The 21,732-nt window shown below is 69.1% G+C and carries 20 protein-coding genes and 1 pseudogene; 11 read left to right on the top strand and 10 right to left on the bottom strand.

Translation table 11 applies throughout. The features are described 5' to 3' along the window. Window positions 1-267 precede the first annotated feature (267 nt). Window positions 268-1,908 carry a GAF domain-containing sensor histidine kinase gene (locus tag OV208_RS05070; RefSeq protein WP_267572655.1) on the top strand — a complete coding sequence of 547 codons (1,641 nt, stop codon included), beginning with the start codon at window positions 268-270 and terminating at the stop codon, window positions 1,906-1,908. Window positions 1,909-1,911: 3 nt separating this feature from the next. Here OV208_RS05070 and OV208_RS05065 read toward each other — a convergent pair whose 3' ends face one another. Then, complete coding sequence (locus tag OV208_RS05065; protein ID WP_120536676.1) at window positions 1,912-2,427, bottom strand: GreA/GreB family elongation factor; 516 nt, start codon at window positions 2,425-2,427, stop codon at window positions 1,912-1,914. 87 nt (window positions 2,428-2,514) lie between these two features. On the opposite strand from OV208_RS05065, the gene OV208_RS05060 reads away from it, so the two are divergent. Both OV208_RS05060 and OV208_RS05055 read left to right on the top strand, forming a co-directional pair. Continuing rightward, entirely contained in the window at window positions 2,515-2,796 is a 282-nt protein-coding gene (locus OV208_RS05060; RefSeq protein ID WP_120542795.1) for a rhodanese-like domain-containing protein, read from the top strand. 84 nt (window positions 2,797-2,880) lie between these two features. Beyond that, window positions 2,881-3,804: a DMT family transporter gene (locus OV208_RS05055; protein WP_267572654.1), complete on the top strand. Its 924-nt coding sequence runs from the start codon at window positions 2,881-2,883 to the stop codon at window positions 3,802-3,804. On the opposite strand, the gene OV208_RS05050 is transcribed toward OV208_RS05055, so the two are convergent. The 3 genes from OV208_RS05050 to OV208_RS05040 all read right to left on the bottom strand — a co-directional run bounded on the left by OV208_RS05050 (window position 3,791) and on the right by OV208_RS05040 (window position 6,278). Continuing rightward, window positions 3,791-4,723: an alpha/beta fold hydrolase gene (locus OV208_RS05050; protein ID WP_267572653.1), complete on the bottom strand. Its 933-nt coding sequence runs from the start codon at window positions 4,721-4,723 to the stop codon at window positions 3,791-3,793. The two genes, OV208_RS05055 and OV208_RS05050, sit on opposite strands and share 14 nt — an antisense overlap. A 134-nt stretch (window positions 4,724-4,857) precedes the next feature. Further along, entirely contained in the window at window positions 4,858-5,430 is a 573-nt protein-coding gene (locus OV208_RS05045) for a class I SAM-dependent methyltransferase (protein ID WP_267572652.1), read from the bottom strand. Window positions 5,431-5,474: 44 nt separating this feature from the next. Then, the gene (locus OV208_RS05040) at window positions 5,475-6,278 is read right to left on the bottom strand and encodes a prolipoprotein diacylglyceryl transferase (protein WP_267572651.1); all 804 of its coding nucleotides are present in this window, start codon (window positions 6,276-6,278) and stop codon (window positions 5,475-5,477) included. Window positions 6,279-6,825: 547 nt separating this feature from the next. Between OV208_RS05040 and OV208_RS05035 the strand changes: the two genes are divergently transcribed. Beyond that, window positions 6,826-8,247: a S8 family peptidase gene (locus OV208_RS05035; RefSeq protein ID WP_267572650.1), complete on the top strand. Its 1,422-nt coding sequence runs from the start codon at window positions 6,826-6,828 to the stop codon at window positions 8,245-8,247. Window positions 8,248-8,307: 60 nt separating this feature from the next. Continuing rightward, window positions 8,308-8,781: a PopC secretion inhibitor PopD gene (popD, locus tag OV208_RS05030; RefSeq protein WP_267572649.1), complete on the top strand. Its 474-nt coding sequence runs from the start codon at window positions 8,308-8,310 to the stop codon at window positions 8,779-8,781. A 317-nt stretch (window positions 8,782-9,098) separates the two neighbouring features. Here popD and OV208_RS05025 read toward each other — a convergent pair whose 3' ends face one another. Then, a complete protein-coding gene (locus OV208_RS05025; protein ID WP_267572648.1) occupies window positions 9,099-9,701 on the bottom strand; it encodes a malonic semialdehyde reductase in 603 nt (200 codons plus the stop codon). Window positions 9,702-9,869: 168 nt separating this feature from the next. Between OV208_RS05025 and OV208_RS05020 the strand changes: the two are divergent. After that, window positions 9,870-10,178: pseudogene (locus tag OV208_RS05020) on the top strand (winged helix-turn-helix transcriptional regulator); the annotation flags it as partial. A 139-nt stretch (window positions 10,179-10,317) separates the two neighbouring features. On the opposite strand, the gene OV208_RS05015 reads toward OV208_RS05020, so the two are convergent. The 3 genes from OV208_RS05015 to OV208_RS05005 form a co-directional block, all read right to left on the bottom strand. Beyond that, a complete protein-coding gene (locus OV208_RS05015) occupies window positions 10,318-11,064 on the bottom strand; it encodes an SDR family oxidoreductase (protein ID WP_267572646.1) in 747 nt (248 codons plus the stop codon). A 219-nt stretch (window positions 11,065-11,283) separates the two neighbouring features. Beyond that, the gene (locus OV208_RS05010) at window positions 11,284-12,501 is read right to left on the bottom strand and encodes a PLP-dependent aminotransferase family protein (protein ID WP_267572645.1); all 1,218 of its coding nucleotides are present in this window, start codon (window positions 12,499-12,501) and stop codon (window positions 11,284-11,286) included. A 2-nt stretch (window positions 12,502-12,503) separates the two neighbouring features. Continuing rightward, the gene (locus OV208_RS05005) at window positions 12,504-12,974 is read right to left on the bottom strand and encodes an Lrp/AsnC family transcriptional regulator (protein WP_267572644.1); all 471 of its coding nucleotides are present in this window, start codon (window positions 12,972-12,974) and stop codon (window positions 12,504-12,506) included. Window positions 12,975-13,253: 279 nt separating this feature from the next. Between OV208_RS05005 and OV208_RS05000 the strand changes: the two genes are divergently transcribed. The 5 genes from OV208_RS05000 (at window position 13,254) to OV208_RS04980 (ending at window position 19,803) form a co-directional block, all read left to right on the top strand. Continuing rightward, window positions 13,254-13,979 (top strand): TetR/AcrR family transcriptional regulator, encoded by a 726-nt coding sequence (locus OV208_RS05000; protein WP_267572643.1) that lies wholly within the window; start codon window positions 13,254-13,256, stop codon window positions 13,977-13,979. Window positions 13,980-13,988: 9 nt separating this feature from the next. Further along, window positions 13,989-14,984 (top strand): 3-oxoacyl-ACP synthase III family protein, encoded by a 996-nt coding sequence (locus OV208_RS04995; RefSeq protein ID WP_267572642.1) that lies wholly within the window; start codon window positions 13,989-13,991, stop codon window positions 14,982-14,984. A gap of 35 nt (window positions 14,985-15,019) precedes the next feature. Then, complete coding sequence (locus OV208_RS04990) at window positions 15,020-16,576, top strand: AMP-binding protein (protein ID WP_267572641.1); 1,557 nt, start codon at window positions 15,020-15,022, stop codon at window positions 16,574-16,576. A 45-nt stretch (window positions 16,577-16,621) separates the two neighbouring features. Continuing rightward, window positions 16,622-17,677 (top strand): alpha/beta hydrolase, encoded by a 1,056-nt coding sequence (locus OV208_RS04985; RefSeq protein WP_267572640.1) that lies wholly within the window; start codon window positions 16,622-16,624, stop codon window positions 17,675-17,677. 134 nt (window positions 17,678-17,811) lie between these two features. Then, window positions 17,812-19,803, top strand: coding sequence for an esterase/lipase family protein (locus OV208_RS04980; protein WP_267572639.1), 1,992 nt, complete (start codon window positions 17,812-17,814; stop codon window positions 19,801-19,803). A 46-nt stretch (window positions 19,804-19,849) separates the two neighbouring features. On the opposite strand, the gene OV208_RS04975 is transcribed toward OV208_RS04980, so the two are convergent. Continuing rightward, window positions 19,850-20,455, bottom strand: coding sequence for a DUF4276 family protein (locus tag OV208_RS04975; RefSeq protein ID WP_267572638.1), 606 nt, complete (start codon window positions 20,453-20,455; stop codon window positions 19,850-19,852). Beyond that, the gene (locus OV208_RS04970) at window positions 20,455-21,681 is read right to left on the bottom strand and encodes an AAA family ATPase (protein ID WP_267572637.1); all 1,227 of its coding nucleotides are present in this window, start codon (window positions 21,679-21,681) and stop codon (window positions 20,455-20,457) included. Before OV208_RS04970 ends, OV208_RS04975 begins: the two co-directional genes overlap by 1 nt. Between the last annotated feature and the right edge of the window lie 51 nt (window positions 21,682-21,732).

Raw genomic sequence — 21,732 nt, 5'->3', positions numbered from 1 at the left:
CAGGCAAGGGGGCCCGCGGGAAGAGCGGGATGACGGAAAGCATTCCCTGTGCTTGATGGTGATGGGGCGGGCCTTGAGGTCTGCCCTCGTTCCCCCAGAGGCGGGGATGACACCATGATGCGTGCGGAAAGCCCCAGCATGTCCTCCGGCGTCACATCTTCCTCTCCCCGTGTGGATCCTTCGTCGGAGGACGCGACTTCACGCCCCGCGCCCGACACCGCACTGACACAAGGAGTGTCACCCCCGCAGGACTTGCCTGGACGCGTCATGGGGGCTGAAGGATTCGTCCTCATCGAGCGGACCGGCAACGTCCTCGCGTTCAACACCCAGGCGACGCTTCATTTCGGCATCCCGGCGCCCACCAGCCTGGAGCATGGCCGCCTGCCCGGGTGTGAATGGGTGCGCGCGGACGGCACCCCACTGCCGCCGCACGAAACCCCCCTGGAACGAGCGTTCGCGGGCGAGCCGGTGGACGCGGCGGTGTGGGAGGTGCTCCGGCCGGACGGGACGCGCGCGTTCCTGCGCGGCACGGCGGTGGCGGTGAAGGGCGGGGACGGGCAGGTCGCGGCGGTGCTCCTGCGCACGCACGGCGTGGAGGCCCTGCCGGGCACGGTGCTGGATGCGTCGCGGTTGCTGGCGGAAGCGGGCGCGCTGCTGGGCGAGTCAGTGGACGCGGAGGCGCAGCTCGAATTGCTGCTCAAGCTGCTGGTGCCCACGCTGGGCGACGGCGCGCTGCTCATCCTGAAGCCGCCGGGCGAGCCCGTGCGCGTGGTGGCGTCCCTGCACGTGCATGAAGGCCGGCACGGGCTGTTGCGCGAACTGCTCCAGCGCTACCCGCCGGATCCGTCCATGCCCGGAGGCCTGCCGGAGGTGTTCGTGTCCGGGGCGGTGGGACGCCTGTGCATCCTGTCCGAGGAGCACGTGGCGGCCATCGCGCAGGACGCGGAGCACGCGCGGCTGATGCGCGAGGTGGGGCCGCACGGCTGTCTGAGCGTGCCGCTGGGTGCTCGCGGCAGCATCCTGGGCGCGCTGATGCTGCTGCGCTCGAACGTGCTGCACGCCTTCGACGCGGAGGAGGAGCGCTTCCTGTCGGAGCTGGCCCACCGCACCGCGCTCTACCTGGAGAACGCGCGACTGTTGCGCGAGGCGCGCGAGGCGGTGCGCCAGCGCGACGAATTCCTGGGCATCGCGAGCCACGAGCTGAAGACGCCGCTGACGCCGCTGAGCCTCAAGGTGCAGATGCTCCAGAAGCAGGTGGTGGTGCTGGCGCGCGAGGGCAAGCCCGTGCCCACGGAGCGCGTCGCGGAGACGCTGGATGTGGTGCAGCGTCAGGTGCGCCGGCTGTCGCGGCTGGTGGACAACCTGCTGGACGTGTCGCGCATCACCGCGGGCCGGCTGCGGCTGGAGCTGGAGGAGATGGACCTGGCGAGCGTGGCGGCCGAAATCCTCTACCGCTTCGCCCCGGCGGCGGCGCAGCACGGCACGGAGCTGGAGCTGGACGCGCCGGTGCCGGTGGTGGGCCGGTGGGACCGGCTGCGGCTGGAGCAGGTGGTGACGAACCTGGTGTCCAACGCGCTCAAGTACGGCGCGGGCCACCCGGTGGTGCTGAGCGTGGAGGGGCAGGGCGCGCTCGCGCGGCTCACCGTGAAGGACCACGGCATCGGCATCGAGCCGCAGGACCTGGCGCGCATCTTCGAGCGCTTCGAGCGCGCGGTGAGCGACCGGCACTACGGCGGCCTGGGCCTGGGCCTCTACATCACGCGGCAGATTGTCGAAGCCTTCGGCGGCAAGGTGGGCGCCACCAGCGAGCCCGGGCAGGGCTCCACGTTCATCCTGGAGCTGCCCCGGGGTGACATCCCGGAGGAGTGGCTCGTCGCGCACGCGGCGCCGGGCCCGACGTCGGAGTAGGCGTCAGGCGACTTCCAGCACCGTCCACTCCCGCACCTCGCCCGCGAGCGTCACCTCCACGGTGTCTCCGGCGCGGCGGCCCAGCAGGGCGCGGCCCACGGGGGAGCTGGGGGTGATGACGGAGAGGAACCCGTCGCCGCCGGGGCCGGTGAGCTCGGTGCCCGCGCCGGCGGGGAGCACGAAGAAGGTGCGCTCGGCGAAACCGTCCTCGTCCTCGGTGCTGACGTCCACCAGGGCGCCCAGGCCCACGGGGCCCTGGCGCGGGAAGCGAGGCAGGTCCTTCTGTCCGAAGGCGGTGAGCGCCTGGAGCTCCTCCTGCAGGCGGCGCGCACGGTTGGCCTGGCCGGTGGCGAGGCTGCCGTATTCGATGGCGGCGCGGCCGTCCTCCTTCTTCTCGGATTCCGTGGCGAGGCTGCGGGCGGCCTCGCGGGCGTCGGCTTCCGCGCGGTGGGCCAGCCGGTCGCTCTGCTGAAGACGCTCGGCCAGTTGGTGGAGCAGGGTGTGCTTGTCGAGTGGCATGGGTGGCTCTACAGGACTGTAGCGTCCAGGGTGGCGGCCTCCAGTTTTCGACCCGGCACCCAGGGAGGCTGTGGTTACGATGGCCCCATGACGCCTCAGGAACGCTCTCAGAAGGCCCACGAACTGGTCGCGCAAGGCGCGGTGCTGCTGGATGTGCGCACCCCGGAGGAGTTCCTGCAGGGACACCCCGAGGCCGCCCGCAACATTCCGGTGCAGGTGCTGGCCCAGCGTCTCTCCGAGGTGGGTCCGGTGGGCACGCCCGTGGTGGTGTACTGCGCGGCGGGTGGCCGCAGCGCGGTGGCCGCGCAGCTGTTGCGCCAGGGCGGCTTCCCGGAGGTGTTCGACCTCCAGTCCGTGAAGAACTGGTAGGCGGCAAGGCACCGGAGCCTCCGGAGCCCCCGGGGCTCGCGTGACAAGCAGGCCCGGTCTGGGCCAGCGTGCGCGCTTCGCCCCATGCAGACCCGCACCACCGGCTTCCTCCTCGTCGCCCTGTCCGGCGCCTCCTTTGGCGCGCTGGGGTTGTTCGCGCGGCTCGCGTACGCGTCGGGCGCGGACATGCCCACGTTGCTGTTCCTGCGCTTCACCCTGGCGGGGCTGGTGCTCACCTGCGTGATGTTCGCGCGCCGGCAGCGCTGGCCCCGGGGCCGGGTGCTGTTGGGGCTCGTCCTGTTGGGCGGGCTGGGCTACTTCGCGGAAGGCAGCGCCTACTTCGTCGCGCTCCAGCACGCGTCCGCGGGACTGGTGGCGCTGCTCCTGTACCTCTTCCCGGCGCTGGTGGCGGTGCTCCAGGTGGCCATGGGCCGCGAGCACCTGAGCCGCCTGCGCTGGCTGGCGGTGGGGCTGGCGCTGACGGGCACGGCGCTGACGGTGGACCCGGGCCCGGACGCGAAGCCGCTGGGCATCGCGCTGGGGGTGCTGTCGGCGGTCATCTACGCCGTCTACGTCCTGTCCAGCGCCCGCGTGGTGGGCCCGGCGGGGCCGCTCGCGGCGAGCACCGGCATCCTGCTGTCGGCGGGGGTCGCCTTCGGGGCGCTGATGCTGGTGAAGGGCCCGTCGTTTCCGCAGACCCTGGGCGGGTGGGGCGCGGTGGCGGGCCTGTCGCTGCTGTCCACGGTGGTGGCGGTGCTCACGTTCTTCGCGGGGCTCGAGCGCATCGGTCCGGTGAACACGTCGCTGTTGTCCACGCTGGAGCCGGTGATGGCGGTGGTGCTGGGCGCGCTCTTCCTGGGCGAGCACCTGTCGCTGCGGCAGGGCGCGGGGGGCCTGCTCATCCTGGTGGCGGTGGTGGTGCTGGCCAGGTCCGACCCGGCCCGCCCGGAACCGGTACCGGTACCCCAGGCGGCCGGACCCCAAGGCGACGCGACTACAGGCCGTTGATGAAGTGGTGCACGTCGTCCACGAAGCGCCGCGCCCGTTCGGCATGGGGGGCGTGGCCCGTCTCCGGGTAGAGCAGGTACTTCGAGCCACGGATGGCGCGGGCCAGCGCGCGCTGTTCGGTGACGGAGAAGAAGCCGTCGTTGTCACCGCCGATGATCAGCGTGGGCACGCGGAGCCGTCCCAGCCGCGCCGAGTGGTCCTCCGCGATGAGCCCGTCCAGCGTGTCCTGCCACACGCGCGCGGGCAGCTTGGAGCTCTCCGCGACGAGGGTGTTCAGGTACGACGCGGGCACGGGCTGGAAGAAGGTGCTGGCCTGGAACTCGTAAATGAACGCGGGGTCCACCGGGTCGGTCAGCGTGTCCACGACGGACTTGAGCCCCAGCGCGACCTCGTTGCCCGCCACGGTGGGCGCGGAGCCCACGAGCACCAGCGCCTTCACGCGGGACGGCGCATCCAGCGCGACCTGCTGCGCGATGAAGCTGCCCATCGAGTGGCCCACGAGGATGGCGCGCGACACCCGCTTCGCGTTCAGGAACGCCACCACGTCCTGGGCGAACGCCTGCTGCGTGTAGCAGCACGCCGGCCGGGAGGAATCCCCATGGCCACGCTGGTCCAACGCGTAGACGTGGAGGTCGCGCGAGAAGCGCGGAAGGTCCAGGTCCCAGGTGTGGTGCGAATCCGTATAGCCGTGCAGGAAGACGACGACGGGCCCGTCGCGGCGGCCCTGCTCCACGTAGCGGAGCGTGACGCCGGTGGACAGCCGCACGGAGTCCTCACGCGGCGCGGAGCCACCCTGGCGGTCGGTCTCCTCCAGCGAGGCGGGAGCACTCGCGAGGTCGGGCGACGTGCCTGTGTCCGGGCCGGGGCCGCAGCCGGCGAGGAGCAGCAGCGCGAGCAGGGAAGGAAGGGAGCGGGTCATGCGAAAGGGCCTCATGGATGGTACGTGGCGGGTCGGTCCGCCAGCGCGCCTGCCATCCTAAAGTGACCTCTGACATTGCATCTGGAAACCCGATGCGGTGGGTTGTGTCCCACCCGCCCGGGCTCATTCCGGACTCAGGGCCGCTGGGCGAGGATGAACTCGCCCACGCCGCCCAGGCGCTGCTCGCGCCGGAGGATGCGGAAGCCCGCGTTCTCCACCAACCGGAAGGTGTCCCGGTTGAGGCGGCAGCCGCCGGACAGCCGGTGCCACGCGGGCGTGAGCAGGTCCTGCGCCATGGCCAGCACGGGACTGGTGGCCCGCACATGCTCCAGCAGGCGCAGCTCGCCTCCTGGCCGCAGCACCCGCCCCACCTCCGCGAGCGCCGTGGCCGGCGCGTCCACGCAGCAGAACACCAGGCTGGAGACGACCGCGTCGAACGACGCATCCGGGAACGGCAGCGCCTGCGCATCCGCCTGGAGCAGCGCCACCCCGGAGCGGCGGGACCTGGCGCGCAGGAGCGCCTCCAGGTCCACGTCCACCGCCGTCACGGAGGTCACCGTGTCCGGGTAGCCCGGCAGCGCCAGGCCGGTGCCGGCGCCCACCTCCAGCACCCGGCCCGACAGCCCGTCCACCAACTGGCGGCGGGCGGCGTTCAGCCCCACCCACCCCAGCGGCGCCATCACCGCGTCATACGCCAGAGCCTTCATGCGAACCCCCCGCCTTCACGAAGCCTGAAGCGAAGCACACTTCGCTACCGCGCGGTCTCCACCCGGCCCTGGGAGGCCGGGGGCTTCTGGGCGGACGCGCTGGGCGCCTGCTTGCGCAAGAGACCCCACACCCCGTACGCCACCAGCAGCATGCTGCCGTACTGCGCCGGCGTCAGGCCGAAGTAGCGCGCGTCCACGTACGACAGGTCCGTGGCCCGGAGGAAGTCCAGGCTGAAGCGGGAGACGGCGTACAGGACCGCCAGCAGCGGCAGGAGCCGGCCCTTGAGCTTTCCGGCATTGCGCAGCGCGTAGAGGATGCCGGTGATCGCGAACAGCACCACCGCGTCATAGAAGCCCAGGTCGTGCCGGTTGCCGTTGGGGAACTGCACCGCCAGGAAGAAGTCCGTCAGCCGACCCGGGTGGTCGTGCACCGCGAAGCACCCCAGCCGTGCCACCGCCCACGCTGGCGCCACGCCCAGCGCGAAGCTGTCCGCGTAGTCGTTGAAGCGCAGCTTCTTCACCCGGAAGAACACCACCGCCGCGAAGATGCCGCCCAGCAGGCCGCCGAAGGACGACAGGCCGTCCCAGAACCGGAGGATCTGGAACGGACTCTTGGACAGCTCCTCCGGGTGGTAGAAGAACAGGTGCACCCAGTGGCCGAAGAGCATGCCGGCCGCCACGCCCCACATGGCGAAGTCCGCCAGCGGGTTCGGGTCCAGGCCCTCGCGCTCCGCCTGCTTCGTCAGCAGCTTCGCGCCCAGCAGGATGCCTGCCGCCACGAAGACGTTGAAGGGGTTCAACTCCAGGGGCCCCAGCTTGAACGAGGGGGCGTGCCAATAGGGAATCAAGAGGGCTCCAGAAAAGGCCAGGACCCGTCCCAGGGTGGACGCGGGAAGGGTCGAACCCGAACAATCGGCGCATCCCGGGCTTCCCTCCACCTCTTTCTTCCTGCCCCCACGCCCGCCGCGCTCCCGGCAAGCCCCTGGCCCCCGCTCCCTCGCGCCCCCGCCCCCCCTGCCTGCCCCTTCCCCACGTCCACTGTGCGACAGAGTGGCTGTGCGCCCGCGGGCACTCCTCTCGTCCCGCGGAGGGAATCCGTTGCCTTTCCGGAGGTTCGAGGAAGCCGAGTGAGGACCGAGACACCACACAAGAGGTGTCTATTGAGGAAATCGCGTGAACTTTTGTCAGGGGGACGCGGTCAAATCCCCCGGTTGACCCCGCGAACGGGGGAGAGGGGAGGGCAGACGATGACAGGGCTCACGGGCGCAGCCCGGAGCCAACCCCACGGGACCCGAAGGGGCGTGTCAGGGTTCCCAGGTGGGCGCGGTCCTTACGCGGGTGCTCTCCTCCTTCGGAGCCCCGGGCCGGATTGGTAGTCCAAGGAGCACACCACCCATGAAGTCTTTTCTCTTGGTACCCAAGGAGTCCATCGAGACGCAGGCCCGGCCGGGTGTACGTGGCACGGCACAGGGCGAGCGCGTCCTCGTTCGCAGCACCGCGTTGCGCTTCAGCGGCGCGCAGAAGGCACCGGACGCATTGACAGCGCTCGGCCTGCGTTCAGCCACCCTGCCCGGCATGAAGCCGGCCATCAGCGGCCAGGAACCGAAGCGCCGCGGGCGCGGAGGCAAGAAGAGCGCGCCCACGCGCGGCGCTGACTCCAGCACCGTGCCCATGCCGGGCGCGGCCGTGACGGAGCAGACCGGCTCCGAGGCGGGCAGCTACCGCTACATGCCCCTCATCGGCGCCACCATGGCGCACTTCTACTCCGTGGACGCCGAGAAGGCGGCCCGCGGGGAGCTGGCCGAGGACTTCGAGTTCATCCCGGACGTGGTGCCCCTGTCCTTCCCCGGCCCGGTGTCGGCCGGACAGACAGGACCGCGCAACCGCGGCATGAGCTCGCTCGCGCAGCGTGAATGGCCCGACGAATCCGGTGTTCCCCTGGCGCACGCCCAGGGCATCCGGGGCGCGGGCGTGATGCTGGGCATCCTGGACACCGGCGTGGACGCGGACCACCCGGAGCACGCGAGCAAGACCATCCAGTTCCGCTACGTGTCGCTCTTCCCCAACTCGCCCCACAACCCGGCGCGCGACGTGCGCGGCTTCGATCCGGACGGCCACGGCACCCACGTGTGCGGCATCGCCGCGGGCGTGCACCATGGCGTCGCGCCGGAGGTGGACCTGTACGCCGCGTCCGTCATCGAATCGGAGACCATCCGCACCAGCCTGGGCCGCGTGGCCGCCGGCATGGAGTGGCTGCTCCACCAGTTCAGCGCGCCGGAGAACGCCTCACGTCCCGCCGTCGTCAACCTGTCGCTGGGCTTCCCGCTGCAGCCTCCGCCCGGAATCTCCGAAGCGGACTACCTGCTGAATCAGCGCGCCCTGCAGACCATGTTGCGTCGACTGCTGGACAGCAACGTGCTGCCAGTTGTCGCGGCGGGTAACAGTGGGCCGAACACGGTTGGTTACCCAGCGGCCTTTCCTGAAGCACTGGCTGTAGGGGCAGTCGACTTCGAGCGCACCGTGGCCACTTTCTCGGCCAGCGGCGCCGTGGGACGGCGCGTCGTGCCTGACGTCATGGGCTACGGGGTGAACGTGTATTCGTCTACTGAACGCCGCTGCAATAATCAGGCGTTCTATGAACGAATGAGTGGCACGAGCATGGCGGCGCCTTATGTCGCGGGTATCGCTGCACTGTATCGTTGCCGTGCCCCTGACTTGACGGCGTTGGACGTGAGGGATTTGATTCTGGCCAATGCCATCAAGCTTCCCCGCTCGGCGAGTCACCGGACGGGGAAGGGCCTGGCTGTTTTCAGGTGACGCGGTAGTTGTCCGGGGCCGGTGCCAGGTGAGCACCGGACCCGGGAGAGGATGTTGGCCATGGGCAGGAAGAATGGCGTGCCGGGCGAATCTGGTGACGTGTCGGCCCGGATGTCCTCCGTCGCCGCCGTGCGTCCGTTGCCGGGCAGCGGGGGCTCCGTGCGCATGCTGCCGGGCTCCGACTACGGCCCCGCTCCAGAGCGGGACATTCCGCAGCAGGGCGGCGACATCGACGTGACGGTGATGCCTCGCGAAACCGCATCCCCCCGGGGACGTTCGGCCGCCGCGCGGGCACCCGTGCGTTCGCGCGCGGAGGTCTTCCAGGCCGGCCTGGCGGAGAACGCCCGCTTCCGCGAGAGCTTCATGCACTGGCTGGAGGCCAACAAGCTCATGGGGGCCGTGCGCGCCATGAGCGAGCCGGGCGGTTCCCTGCCCATGCTTCACGTGCGCTGCGCGCCCCGCGTGCTGGACCAACTGCGCCGCGCACCGGAGTTCGAGGCGGGCACGATGATGCCGCTCGAACGGCTGTACTAGAAAGTCCCTGCCGCAAGCCTCCAGTCACAAGCCCCGCGTCCTCCATGGGCGCGGACAGCGTGCTTCCGTCAGACCGCGGGCCCCGCTTCCCTATGTAACGGAAGGCGGCCCTCCGGCGGTCTAAACCGCCCTGCGAAAGAAGCCGCTCGCATTGGGGGAGCGCTTCGTTTCGCCTGGGAAGGAAGCCCCGCGCCGTGTTCATCCCGGTGGAACCGACGACGGGGCTGCTTCTTCCTGATTAACCTAGAAACTCAGGATTGCGGCGGCCGAATGCCACTGCACCCCGGTTGGATTCTTCCGTCTGTGATTGGACGGTTTCAGTCCAGACGGCAGGCGTCCTCGAAAGCCAGACGCGGGTTGCGCGGGTAGAGCTTCGCCGGGTCGCCGTAGCCCAGGTTGATGAGGAAGTTCGACTTCCAGCCGGTGCCCTGGAGGAAGGCCTCGTCCGTCTTCGCCTTGTCAAAGCCGCCCATGGGGCCGCAGTCGAGCCCCAGCGCCCTGGCGGCGAGGATGACGTACGCGCCCTGCAGCGTGCCGCTCTGGAAGGCTGCCTGCTCACGCGTCTCCGGGGGCAGCCCCGCGAAGTAGCCCTTCATGTCGCGCGCGGGGAACAGCTTGGGCATCTGTTCGTGGAACGCGGTGTCGTGCGCCACGATGACCGTCACGGGCGCCTGCATCGTCTTGTCCACGTTGCCCGCGGACAGCAGGGGCTTGAGCCGCTCCTTGGCCTCGCGGCTCCTCACGAACACCAGGCGCACCGGCTGGGTGTTGGCCGCGGTGGGCGCCATCTTCGCCAGCTCGTAGATGCGGCGCAGGGTGTCGTCCGTCACCGGCGTGTCCAACCAGCCGTTGTGCGTGCGGGCCTCGGTGAAGAGCTGGGCCAGGGCGCCTGCGTCCAGGGCGGTGTTCGTCGCTGCCATCGGTGTGTCCCCTTCGCGGAAGGCGGATGCGATCCGCGCCCGTCATGGCCCATGGGTAGCGGGGACGCTTTTATTTTGCAAGCGACTTCCTAAAAGTAAGCTTGAGCCGCGCGGGTGTTCCTGCGGGAAGGGGAGGGCGGGCGCTATACTCAGGCAGGAGGCGCGACGATGCATGACGACCTACGCCCGCTGTGCGAACGGTTCCTGACGGCGGCGGAGCTCCTGGGCCGCCGGTGGACGGGCATCATCCTGCGCATCCTGCTGGACGGGCCGTGCCGCTTCGGGGAGCTGACGGAGCGCATTGGCGGCATCAGCGAGCGCGTCCTGTCGGAGCGGCTCAAGGAGCTGGAGGCCGAGGGCGTCATCGAGCGCCACGTGGACCCGGGGCCGCCCATCCGCTCCGAGTACCGGCTGACGGAGAAGGGGCAGGCGTTCTGGAAGGTCTTCCACGAGCTGGGCCAGTGGGCGGAGCAGTGGGCGGACGTGAAGCCGACGCCGAAGCCGGAAGTGAAGCCGGCGGGCCGGGACGCGAAGAAGGGCGCGGACGCGAAGTCCGCGCGGGCCGCGCCCCGGAAGCGCAAGACGGCCTGAGCTTCCGGAGCGGGGCGGGACGGGCCTAGAAGTTGAGGCCGCCGTCCACGTCGATGGTGCGGCCGTTGAAGTAGTCGCACTCGATGACGAACTTCACCGCCACCCAGATGTCCTCCGGCAGGCCGATGCGGGCCACCGGGATGGAGGCCACCAGCGCGTCGCGGGCCTTCTGGTTCATGCCCTGCGTCATCGGCGTCTCAATCATGCCCGGGGCGATGGCGCCCACGCGGATGCCGAACGGGGCGAACTCGCGCGACCAGGTGACGGTGTTCGCGGCGAGCGCGGCCTTGGCGGACACGTAGTTGGACTGGCCGCGGTTGCCGTGCCGGGCGATGGACGACATGTTGACGACGACGCCGGGGCGCTGGTCCGTCTCCACCATCTTCGTCACCACCTCGCGCACCATCAGCGTGGCGCCGGTGAGGTTGACGCCGATGACGGCGTTCCAGTCCGCGGTGGACAGCTTCTTCACCTGGCCGGTGGTGCGGTCCTTCTTCACGAGCAGCGCGTCGCGCAGGATGCCCGCGTTGTTGATGAGGCCGTTGAGGCCGCCCATCTCACCGTGCGCCCACGACACGAAGTCGATGACGTCCTGCTCGTTGGACACGTCCAGCTTGCGGCGGTGGATGCCCTTGGGCAGCTCCGCGAGCCGCTCCTCGTTGACGTCGCCCACGGCCACCTGGCCGCCCGCTTCCTGGATGCGCTGGGCGAAGTGCGCGCCCATGCCCTGCGCGCCACCCGTCACGATGATCTTCAGGTCCTTCAGCTGCATGTGCTTCTCCTTGAGCGTCGCAAGAGCGGCGGGAAGGGGGCTGCTCCCTTTCCAGTTCCGCCCGTCGAAAACGCGCGCAGGGTACGCACACCGCCCCGGCGCTTTCCAGCGCCGAGGAGCATGAAACCTGAATCGACCTTCAACTTCTTCCGGGCCCCCCGGGCGCCCCGGCCATCAACGCGGTGCGTTGGGCTTTCGGGGCGCGCGCGGGCCTGATTCCTAGAGCGCGTCGGAGATGACGGCGCCCAGCCGGCGCATGCCCTCGGAGATGAGGTCGGGCGGACGGTTGGAGTAGTTCAGGCGCATGAACTGGGGCTGCTGCACGGTGGCGAAGAAGGGCGCGCCGGGGACGAAGGCGACCTTCTGTTCGACGGCGCGGGGCAGGAGCGTGGCCGCGTCCAGCCCGCCGGGCAGCTCCACCCAGAGGAACATGCCGCCGTCGGGCCGGGTCCACTTCGTACCCTGGGGCATGTGCTGCTCCAGCGCGCCGAGCATGGCGTTGGCGCGCTCGGCGTAGACGGGCATCAGCGCGGCGATGTGGCCCACGTAGTCGAAGGTGGACAGCAGGCGGGCGGTGGCGCGCTGCGCGAGCGTGGCGGTGTGCAGGTCGGTCGCCTGCTTGGCGATGGTGAGCGCCTTGAGCAGCGGGCGCGGTCCCGTCACCCAGCCCAGGCGCAGGCCGGGGGCCAGCGTCTTGGAGAAGGTGGACAGCGACAGCACCACGCCCTGGTCGTCCATCGACGCGAGCGACGGCAGGTGTTCGCCACGGAAGCGCAGCTCGCCGTACGGGTCGTCCTCCAGGATGAGGAAGCGGTGCTCCTGTGCAAGCCGCACCAGCGCCTTGCGGCGCTCCAGCGACAGGGTGGTGCCCTTGGGGTTCTGGAAGTTGGGGATGACGTAGAGCAGCTTCGGCTGGCGCTTCTTCACCAGCGCGGCCAGGTCATCCATGTCCATGCCCGCGTCGTCGCTGCGCACGGTGGCGAAGTCCACTTCGTAGCCGCCGAAGGTCTGGAGCGCCGCCAGGTAGCTGGGGTCCTCCACCACCACGAGGTCGCCCGGATCCAGCAGCACCTTGCCCACGAGGTCCAGGCCCTGCTGCGAACCGCTGGTGATGAGCACCTGGTCGGCGTGGGTGTGGTGACCCTTCCGGGCCAGGTGCGAGCAGATCCACTCGCGCAAGGGCGCGAAGCCCTCCGTGGTGCTGTACTGGAGCGCCGCGCGGCCTTCGGTTTCGAACGTCTCCTCGAACGCCCGGGCGATGGCCTCCAGCGGGAAGAGCTCCGGGGCGGGCAGGCCGCCAGCGAAGGAGAGGATGTCGGGGCGCTCGGCGATCTTGAGGATCTCCCGCACCGCGGACGTCTTCATCCGGGACATGCGCTGCGACAGCCGGTAGGCCGGAGGAGGGGGCAGGGGGGCACTCATTGCGTCCGCGCTCATGTTCATTCTCCGTTCAACTTCGCTTCGGGGACACGCACGTGCGTGTCCTCCTTCAAGGTCGACAGGACGATGGTGGTGCTCGTGCGGGTGACGCCCGGGATGGTGCGCAGCGTCTCCACCAGCAGCACGTCCAGCGTCCGGGTGTTGTCCGTTTTCACCTTCAGCACGTACGAGTCCTGCCCCGCGACCCGGTGTGCCTCCAGCACGTCCGGCAGCTCCGCCACCTTCTTGGCGAAGCCCTCGAAGTGCTTGGGGTGTTCAATGCTCACCCCGATGAAGGCGGTGATGTCCTTGCCCAGCTGCGTCGCGTCCACCCGCGCCGTGTAGCCGGTGATGACCCCGCGCTCCTCCAGCTTGCGGATGCGCTCGGCCACCGCGGGTTGGGACAACTTCACTCCCCGTGACAGCTCCAGCTGGGTGGCCCGGCCATCCCGTTGAAGCAGGTCCAAGATGCGATAATCCAGGGCGTCCATGGGGCGTTTGACCTTATTTTTATAGGTCGTCTGGGTGAGTGACGGTGAAGTTATATGCCCCTGCTCAGGATTGCAAGTCCGTTGGTGTGCAAACTTGTGGGGTGGCGCAAAGGGTCGGATTCCTGACCTCCCACGTCCTGTTCCGGAGGCTGCCCGCCCGCTCTTCACAGCTGCTGGACGCTCGGGTTTGACGCTCCGCGTTCATGTCTGTCTTTGACGCAAGGAGCCATCCAACGGCTTTTGACAAGGTTGTCGGGCGGGTGCTACCCGTCCTGAAAGATGAATCGCCCTTCAACTTCAGAACGAGTCCCGGTGACGCCGCGTGGCCAGCGGACGCGGCAGAAGCTGTTGAAGGCTGCGGAGGCGGTGTTCGGCGACAAGGGCTATGAGCGGGCGTCCATCGCGGACCTCACGCGCAAGGCCAGCGTCGCGCTGGGCACCTTCTACGTGTACTTCCCGGACAAGCAGTCCATCTTCGTGGAGGTGGTGGACGAACTGGGCGCGCGCCTGCGCCGCCTCATCGCGGAGTCCACCGCCGCGTGCACCACGCGCCTTGAGGTGGAGCGCGAGGGCCTGCGCGCCTTCTTCCAGTTCGTGCGCCAGCACCCCAACCTCTACCGCGTGGTGCGGCAGGCGGAGTTCGTGGATGCGGACTGCTACCGCCGCTACTACGACCGCTTCGCCAAGGGCTACGTGCGCGGCCTCACGCTGGCCATGGACGCCGGCGAGGTGCGCCGCATGGATCCAGAGGCGCTCGCCTACTGCCTGATGGGCATTGGCGACTTCCTGGGCATGCGCTGGGTGCTCTGGGAGGAGGACATGGGCCTGGAGCGCGTGCTCGACACGGCGATGACGCTCCTGACCCACGGCCTGCCCTCCGGCGCTCCCGTCCTCAAGGCCGTCCCGCCGCCCAAGGCCCCCAAGGCCGTCGCGAAGTCTTCTTCGAAGTCTCCTTCGTCTCCTTCCCCCAGGCCCCGCCGTCCGGCGCGCGGCCCCCGGAGCTGAAACACCGCCATGCGTTACGCGAACATCCTGTCCACCGGCCGCTACGTCCCCGAGAAGCTGCTCACCAACGCCGACGTGGAGGCCATCCTCGGCGAGAAGGTGGACGAGTGGCTCCAGACGAACGTGGGCATCAAGCAGCGCCACGTGATGGCGGATGAACAGGCGACCAGCGACCTGGCCGTGGCCGCCGCGAAGGAGGCCCTGGCCCGCGCGAAGGTGGATCCGAAGGATCTGGACCTGGTGCTGGTGGCCAGCGACACGCCGGACTACCTGAGCCCCGGCACGTCGTCGGTGGTGCAGGCGAAGCTGGGCGCCATCAACGCGGGCACGTACGACATCAACGCGGCGTGCGCGGGCTGGGTGACGGCGCTGGACGTGGCGTCGAAGACGATTTCCGCGGACGACAGCTACCAGCGCATCCTGGTGGTGGGCGCCTACGGGATGACCCGGTACGTGAACTGGAAGGACAAGAAGACCTGCACGCTGTTCGCGGACGGCGCGGGCGCGGTGGTGCTGGGCGCGTCCGACAAGCCGGGCTTCCTGGGCGCGAAGCTGCTGGCGAACGGCGAGTACCACGACGCGCTGGGCATCTACACGGGCGGCACGAACCGGCCCGCCACGGCGGAGACGCTGAAGCTCACCGACGGCAAGCCCGCGGTGCAGTTCGTGCGCAAGTTCCCCTCCACGTTCAACACCGAGCGCTGGCCCATCCTGCTGGACACGCTGCTCAAGCGCGCGGACCAGACGCTGGATGACGTGAAGCTGTTCGTCTTCACGCAGCTCAACCTGCGCACCATCGAAGCCACCATGAAGGCGCTCAACCAGCCCATGGCCAAGGCGCACTACACGATGGACAAGTGGGGCTACACGGGCTCCGCCTGCATCCCGATGACGCTCGACGACGCGGTTCAGCAGGGCAAGGTGAAGAAGGGCGACCTCGTGGCCTTCTGCGCCAGCGGCGGTGGCCTCGCCATGGCGTCCGCGCTCTACCGCTGGACGGCGTAGTTCCACCCTCGACGACACAGCCAGGAGGTACGCGCATGTTCATCGGGGATTGGATGGGGCGGGGCGCCCTCTACTGGCCGGAGGCGGTGGCCGTGGTGGACGTGGCCCGCAGGGACGCGGGCCGCTTCACCTACCGGCAGATGAACGCGCGCGCCACGGCGCTCGCGGGCTGGCTGCGGGACGTGGCCGGCGTGCAGCGCGGTGACCGCGTGGGCATCGTCGCGCTCAACGGCGTGGAGCACCTGGACGCGCTCTTCGCGTGCGGGAAGCTGGGCGCCATCTTCGTGCCCTACAACTGGCGGCTGCACGCGGCGGAGCTGACCGAGGGCGTGCGCTCCGTCCGCCCGCGCGTGCTCCTGTTCGGGGATGACTTCCGCGACGCTGCGGCGCAGGTGCGTGAACACGTGGGCGACGGCCTTCGCCTCGTGGCGCTGGATGCGCAGGGTCTTCCGGGTGCGGACGCCTACGCGAAGGTGCTGGAGTACGTGACCGCGGCCCCGGTCGCGAACGAAGCGGTGAGCGAGGAGGACGTCCTCTGTCTCATCTTCACCGGCGGCACCACCGGGAAGTCCAAGGGCGCGAAGGTGTCCTACCGGATGGTGGCGTGGAACACGCTCAACACGCTGGTGCATGAAATCCGGCAGGGCGACGTGACGGTGACGCACACGCCGCTGTTCCACACCGGCGGACTGCTCGTGTACACGCTGCCGCTGCTCACCGTGGGCGGCACCGTGGTGCTGATGCGGCGGTGGGACGCGGAGGAGATGCTCGGCCTCGTCGCGAAGGAGAAGGTGACGCTCTTCTTCGCGGTGCCCACGCAGTACCAGCAGTTGATGGATTCGCCGCGCTGGCGCGGGACGGACTTCTCCTCCGTGCGCTTTGTCACCAGCGGTGGGGCGCCCCTGCCGGTGCCGCTGCTCCAGGCGTGGCAGGCGGTGCACCCGGTGCCCTTCAAGCAGGGCTTTGGCATGACGGAGTTCGGCCCCGGCATCTTCAGCATGGGGCCGGAGTTCGCGGTGTCGAAGGCGGGCTCCATCGGCCGGCCCAACTACTTCATCGACGCGAAGCTGGTGGATGACGCGGGCCAGGACGTGCCCGTGGGCGGGGTGGGCGAGCTGGTGCTCAAGGGCCCGTCCATGTGCTCGGGCTACTTCGAGGACGACGCCGCCACGCAGGAGGCCATCGACGCGGGCGGCTGGTTCCACACCGGGGACCTGGCGCGCGTGGATGCCGAAGGCTTCTTCACCATCGCGGGTCGCAAGAAGGACATGTTCATCTCCGGTGGGGAGAACGTGTACCCGCTGGAGCTGGAGTCGGTGCTCTACGAGCACGCCGCGGTGCAGCAATGCGCGGTGGTGGGCGTGCCGGACGCGAAGTGGGGCGAGGCGGGCCGCGCGTTCGTGGTGCTCAAAGCGGATGCGCAGGCCACGGCGGAGTCGCTGCTGGAGCACCTGAAGGGGCGGCTGGCGCGCTTCAAGGTGCCCAAGCGGGTGGAGCTGGTGAAGGCGCTGCCGGTGTCGCCCGCAGGGAAGATCCTCAAGCGGGAGCTGCGCGAGCAGGCCGTCGCGGCGGACGCGCGCGACGCCTCGTGACGGGCGGTATCCTCTCTTCAAGCAATACAACCAGGAGCGGCGCACATGGCTGACAGTTCCAGGAAGGTCGAGAAGCGGGACATCCCGACGGCACGGCTCGCGGTGTGCGCGCGGCTGGTGGGCGAGGAGGGATTTCCCGTCATCTTCGTGCACGGCAACTGTTCCTCCGGCGCGTTCTTCGAATCGCTGCTGAAGACGCTGCCCGCGGGCTTCCGGGGCATCGCGCCGGACATGCGCGGCTACGGGGAGACGGAGCCCAAGACCATCGACGCGACGCGCGGCATGCGCGACTTCAGCGACGACCTGCTGGCGCTGATGGATGCGCTGTCGCTCAAGCGCGCGGTGTTCGTGGCGCACTCGGCTGGCGCGGGCATGGTGATGCAGTTGTCGCTGGACCACCCGGAGCGCGTGGCCGGCGTCGTGGTGGAAGCGCCCCTGTCGCCCTATGGCTTCGGCGGCACGAAGGACGCGGACGGCACGCCGTGCTGGGCGGACTTCGCGGGCTCCGGCGGCGGCACGGCCAACCCGGACTTCGTGCAGCGGCTGAAGTCGAAGGACCGCTCCACGGAGACGCCCACGTCGCCTCGCAACGTGATGAACGGCTGCTACGTGAAGCCCCCGTTCCGTCACCCGGACGAGGAGCTGCTCCTGGATTCCGTGCTGAACACGCACGTGTCGGACGAGCTGTACCCGGGCAACTTCACGAAGTCCGACAACTGGCCGGGCGTGGCGCCGGGCACCACGGGCATGAACAACGCCATGGCGCCGCGCTACTACAACACGTCGTCCTTCGCGGCGTTGAAGGACGGGCCGGACGTGCTGTGGATCCGCGGCGCGGACGACGCCATCGTCTCCGACACGTCGCTGTTCGACTTCGGCTTCCTGGGCAAGCTGGGCGCGGTGCCCGGCTGGCCGGGGGATGAGAAGTACCCGCCGCAGCCCATGGTGTCGCAGATGCGCGGCGTGATGGAGCGCTACGCGAAGAACGGTGGCCGCTTCCGCGAGGTCGTCCTCCAGGACACGGGCCACAGCCCGCACCTGGAGAAGACGCAGGAGTTCGAAGCCCTGCTGACGCCCTTCCTGCAGGAGCACGCCCGCTAGTCATTCCTGACGCGCGTTGATGGCGCGGAGGGCCTGCCGGGACGACCCCGGTGGCCCTTGGCGCGTCCGCGCTCGGGGTCTCCCTGTCGCGCGTCTGCTGTCGCCGCACCCTCTTCACCCACCCGGAGGTCCGCATGCGAAGCACCTGGACGTTGTCGCTCACGGCCGCATTGCTGATGGCAGGTTGCGGGGCAGAACCGCCCGCGTCGGAGGTGCCTCCGGTTGAAGAGGCAGCCGTCGGCACGGCGGAGGCCCCGCTGGACGCGGACCTCGCGCCCTACTTCGACGCGGTCACCACGCCGACCAACGGCTACAACGTGGTGGGCACGCTGACGCCGGCCTCGTGGTCCTGGGGGCAGATTGAGTTGCTGGAGGGGCGCCAGCGCTTCCGCAGCGAGTACTACAACCCGCGCACCCAGAAGCTTCGCTACCAGGACACGTACCAGTCCAGCGACTACCCGGTGGCGACGTTCTTCGGCGCGCTCAACCAGCAGCTGGTGGACGGCTTCAACCTCGCCTACGCGAACAGCTGTGCCACGGCGGCCGGGAGCACCTGTCCCGCGGTCGGACCCACGAAGCCCGCGGCGCGCTACGTGCTTCTCCACAAGGGCCGGGCCACGGCGGCGCGCACCTGCAACGTGAACCTGACGCCGACGCTATTGGTGCACGGCGCCATCCAGGACGCGAACGTCTGGATGTTCCCCAACGGCAACAACGGTTCGGGCGGTTCGTACGGCAACGCGGCCCAGAAGACGGGCCTGGTGCAGGACCTGGAGTCGAAGGGCCGCTGCGTGTACGCGGTGACGTTCGGCTCGTTCCACGGCGACAACTACAACCACGCCATCCACGTGGCCAACGCGGTGAGCCGCATCAAGGCGCTGCACCCGGGTGTGGCGCGGGTGGACGTCATCGCGTGGAGCAAGGGCGTGCTGGCGGTGGACCCCTGGATGGCGAACGCGGCGACGTGGGGCGGCTTCAGCACCACGCGGCTCTTCGAGCGGCTGGCGAAGGAGCAGGCGTCGCAGGTGCCGGCGTATAACGACTCCGTGCGCGTGTACGTGCCGCTGTCCGGGCCGCACAAGGGCATCGACCTGAACTTCCGGCACCCCATCCACACGCTGACCATCGCGAGCACGTCGTCGAACGCGCCGGTGGGCCGCGGGCCGATGCCGTGGACGTACTTCTCCGCGTTCCAGTGCGTGACGTGGGGCTCGGACGTGCCCTGGTACAACAACCCGTATGCGGAGAGCGTGTGTGAAGGCTCCGGCGGCATGTGGCCGGACTTCTTCCGCCGCATCTACCTGTCGAACATCACCGGCCTGAGCAGCACGGGCGCGCCGGTGTCCGCGAGCACGCTCCAGTCGCTGAACACCACCCAGGGCCTGTCCGCGAGCGCGTTCAACTTCGACGAATACAACATGAGCCTGTTCGGCTCGGTGAACGACAGCGGCAAGTATGTGACGGCGTTCCCGGGTCAGCTCCAGGCGGCGTACGACCTGCGTGGCACGTACCCGATTCCGGACCGCAGCTCGTACGTGTGGGACAGCGTGGATCCGAACGAGAACCGCTACTTCCCGTGGCTGGATTCGAAGCTCATCTACAACCCGTTGAACCCGTTCATCGCCGCGGGCTACATGGACGCGACGGACCACCGCGTGTGCCGCACCACCGCGTATGACCCCGTCGGTTCGCCGTGCTTCGCGTACCACGCGTACAACACGAACCAGAACGCGGAGGGCTACAACTTCTCCAACTACGCGAAGTACCGCATCATGCAGGGCCTGGGCATCGCCACGGCGATGGAGATGGGCGGCAAGTTCATCACCCGCCTGGCGGAGCACGGCCTGGACACGCGCCTGCCGTCGCTCTACGTGCTCTACGGCACGGCGGCCGGCGCGCAGCCCTACGAGACGGACGGCATGACGTCCACGACGTCCGTGCCCCGTGGTGACGGCGTGCTCTTCGAGGCGAGCATCGCGGCGGTGACCCAGCTCACCCAGGGCTGGACCGCGGCGAAGAAGACCGCGGACGCGAAGCAGGAGGGCATGGCGTACGACCACCTGAGCATGGGCATCACGCCGGCCGTGTGGAACAAGATCTCCGCGCACTTCGTGTCGCGGGATTGATGTGACGTGACTCCTTCCCCACCGTGTGAGCGGTGGGGGAGGGGTGTCAGGGTGACTGCTGGGGTCGGGGTGGAATGCTGACTTCCAGCAGTGCGCACATGTCGCGGAAGAGCTTGTCGAAGGAGTCCGCGCGCCGTGCCGCTTCGAGGTCGAAGACGCTCGTCAGGGCGGCCTGGTCGATGGTCTCGCTGTAGCCCTGGGGCATGCGCTCACGCAGCCAGCCCTTCGCATCACGGATGCGCTCGAAGCCGGTTGGAGCGCGCAGGTCGGAAGGCAGTCCGCGCTGGCCGCGCAGGGATTCCGCGGCCGCGAGGAACCACGCTTCGTATTCGCACTGCGCGACGACCACGGAGATGGCCCGGTCGGGCCGGTGCTTTCGCGCAAGCCCGAGGAGCTGGGGGCCCAAGACGCACGGCAGGTCCTTATCGGCATCCAGCAGGACAAGGATGCGTCCGTCGCCGCCGACCTTCCGGGCCGTCAGCTCGATGGCGCGGCGCAGGTCGTCCTCCTTGACGAGCTGTCCTCGCGGGATGCGGTGGGGAAGCAGGACCTCCAGATGGGCCGTGGGCGCCAGGAGCCGCGCCAGACGCCTTACGAGGATGGGGGCGGCGGAGACTTCTCCGTGTCCCTCGACGATGAGCCCCAGCTTCATCAGGCGTCGTGCTCCCAGAGTTTGAGCTGATCCGCTTGGGGGACCGCCTCCCTGTCAGGAGGGAGCTGGTTGGCCTTCAGCAACTCGCCCACCGTGTAGAGCCGGTCCTTGAGCGCGGAGCGGGTTTCCGCATCGACGGGAGCGATGAGGCTTCGGCCCTGCTCTGACACCACGGAGAGGATCTCGTCCGCATGGATGCTGGAGTCATCAAGCAGCTCGGGGCTGTGGCTGGTGACGATGACCTGGGTGTACTGAGAGGCGTCCCGGAGGGCATCGCGCAGGACGCCCGCTGCGGCAGGATGAAGCGCGACCTCTGGCTCCTCGACACCCACTAGCTGGATTCGCTGATCAACTCGGGTTTGGAACAACGCCACCAGGATACCCAGGGCGCGTAGCGTTCCATCGGACATGGTGATGGCCGGAAATTCCATGCCCCCCTCGATACCCTCGATGCCCTGCAGGAACTTCAACGTTTCCATGTGCCCGAGGCTTGTGTGCTCCACGCCCTTCAGGCCAGGCACGATGGCGCCGAGGTACTCCTCGATGCGCTGCTTCACGTGGTCTTCAGGCTGTAATGCCAAGCGTTCCAGGACGCTTGGAAGGTTGGAGCCGTCGCGAGCTAGAAGTTCTCCCTGGGCGGGTGGCTGGGGCGCTCGGAGTTGTTCGGGGCTGATGCTGTAGATGCCCATGTTCGAGAGTGCGTCGAAAACAGGGCGGAACTCGGGAAGGCCCGCTGCGTTGACCAGATAGAGGCGGTCGTCCGAAGCGGGCGGTGAAACCGGTGAGGTCGAGAGGAGAGGCCTGCCAGCGCGAACGTGGTACTTCGCTTCGCCCACGACGCATTCTTCCTCTTGCACCGTGTAGCTCCTGGTGCCTCGGACACTGACAGAGAAGTGGCCAATGGTTCCGTCGGAGAGCTGGAAATCGAGGCGGATGTCGAACTGACCGGAACCTCCGGGTGCGCGGCGCACGAGGTTGAAGATCCCGCCTCGCTCTCGGATCGCGTGGTCCAGGGAGGTCCGCAATGCGTCCGTGATGAGCCTCAACGCGTCCAGGAAGTTGCTCTTGCCCGAACCGTTGGGACCCACGAGGAACGTCAATGGCCCCAGTGCGACATCGCAGGCCTCGATGCTGCGGTAGTCGCGCAGTGCCACGCGGGTGATGAATGGGGACCGGCTTCCGGGCCGGTGGACGGCGGGCTGCCCGGAGTTTTCGGCGGAAGGCATCAGGCTCTCTCCAGGGGCACGACCACTGCTCCGGGCTGCCCATCGTGCCAG

The organism is Corallococcus sp. bb12-1 (assembly GCF_026626765.1).
In the GTDB taxonomy this organism is placed as follows: Bacteria; Myxococcota; Myxococcia; order Myxococcales; family Myxococcaceae; genus Corallococcus; species Corallococcus terminator.
This window is presented reverse-complemented; position numbering and strand designations above follow the sequence as displayed.